Source organism: Floridaenema fluviatile BLCC-F154, assembly GCF_041929135.1.
GTDB classification, from domain to species: domain Bacteria; phylum Cyanobacteriota; class Cyanobacteriia; order Cyanobacteriales; family Aerosakkonemataceae; genus Floridanema; species Floridanema fluviatile.
Genome location: NZ_JBHFNS010000028.1, coordinates 1 through 1,441, shown reverse-complemented (window position 1 = coordinate 1,441; position 1,441 = coordinate 1). Strand labels below are relative to the sequence as shown.

The 1,441-nt window shown below is 42.1% G+C and carries 3 protein-coding genes; 1 reads left to right on the top strand and 2 read right to left on the bottom strand.

The window, feature by feature from the left end:
* Together ACE1B6_RS06610 and ACE1B6_RS06605 are read right to left on the bottom strand one after the other, a co-directional pair.
* A partial coding sequence (locus tag ACE1B6_RS06610; protein ID WP_413256456.1) for an ACT domain-containing protein occupies window positions 1–302 on the bottom strand: 302 nt, incomplete at its 3' end.
* Window positions 303–308: 6 nt separating this feature from the next.
* Window positions 309–851, bottom strand: a complete 543-nt coding sequence (locus ACE1B6_RS06605) for a TetR/AcrR family transcriptional regulator (protein ID WP_413256455.1) — start codon at window positions 849–851, stop codon at window positions 309–311.
* 229 nt (window positions 852–1,080) lie between these two features.
* Here ACE1B6_RS06605 and ACE1B6_RS06600 point away from each other — a divergent pair.
* Window positions 1,081–1,441: glutathione S-transferase family protein (locus tag ACE1B6_RS06600; RefSeq protein WP_413256454.1), on the top strand; the 361-nt coding region annotated here is incomplete at its 3' end.

The window sequence follows — 1,441 nt, the reverse complement described above, 5'->3', positions numbered from 1 at the left end:
TTACAACTAATCCCAGCCTTGGTTAACTCTCCTGAAATAGCAGCTGTCAAACCAACTGCTTCGAGTGAAGAATGAACAGTTAACGTAATCCATGCAGCCACGAATGAATAAGGAATAAAAAGCCGATCGGCCTCCTGTTTGGTAATAATTAACGTTGTACCTTCTACTTCCCGAAAAATACAAATTGGTTGTACATCTTTTGGGATTTGATTGTCAGGTAGAGTACAAAATACATATTCGCCAGCTTGTAACTGCGGTTTCATTCCTTTGATTAAATTTGACAGTTCTGTTTCTCCACTCATGTTTTTCTATCTACAAAGTGCGATCGGTAATTCCTCAATTGTCCGCCGAAACACAGATGTATCGTCCAATGCTTGCGATAAAATCAGTGAACCTTGAATTGCTATTGCGGCATCTTCCCCCCGCTGTTTAGCAAGTTGAGCATCCATACCTGATTCGATTAACACATTTGCGATCGCATCAATCCAACCCTGAAACAGTGCCTTTACTCTAGCGTGAAATACATCTCTGGCTGAACCGGACAACAAAATTGCAAACATACAGGGCTGTTCTCCTCCGTGATAGAGTTCGTTTAAGCGTAAGCACATTCGCTGCAACCTTGTCACCGCATCCCCTTCACTCTCCAAAGCAGGCAAAATATTCTCTCCTAACCATTTTTCCAGATAATCCAACACTGTCTCGACCATCTGATCCTTCCCACCGGGAAAGTGATGATAGAGACTAGCTTTTCCCAGTCCTGTCGCCTCGGAAATCTTGGACAGCGTAGCACCATCATAACCGTACTGGCGAAACAACCCTAACAAGCAAGGAATATAGGTTTCTTTTGGCATGACTCAAAAATTAGAAATTAACTATTGACATTATATAGAACGTTCGGTACAGTATGACTATACCGAATGAACGGTACAAATAACTAGAAGGCATTCAAACAGCTACCAACTTGATGCAAGTTATCAAGCTGGCTATTGCGTAGGGGTTAGGGGTTAGGGGGTAGGGAGAAAGCCAACCCTAACACCTATCCCCTAAAACCTAACCCCCAAGAGAACAGGAGAAATCACGATGATTCAGCTTTATGGTCATGAAATGTCGGGGAACAGTTACAAAGCTAGACTGTTTTTGGAATTGCTAAATCTGGAATACGAATGGATAAAAGTTGACTTAATGAAAGGGGAACATAAGTCACCAGAATATCTAGCACTTAACCCTTTTGGACAAGTTCCTTTGTTGGTTGATGGTGATACTAAACTGGCAGATGCTCAAGCAATTTTGGTGTATTTAGCAAGACAGTATGGCGGTGAAAATTGGCTACCTTTGGATGCTTTATCTTTAGCACAAGTAGTTCGTTGGCTATCAACAACTGCTGGCGAAGTTCGTCAAGGGCCTGAAAATGCTCGACTTTATCATTTGTTTGGTGCGACTA

Excerpts from the sequence above, each read along its gene's own strand:
- ACE1B6_RS06605 (WP_413256455.1), bottom strand. The coding sequence starts at position 851 with ATGCCAAAAGAAACCTATATTCCTTGCTTGTTAGGGTTGTTTCGCCAG.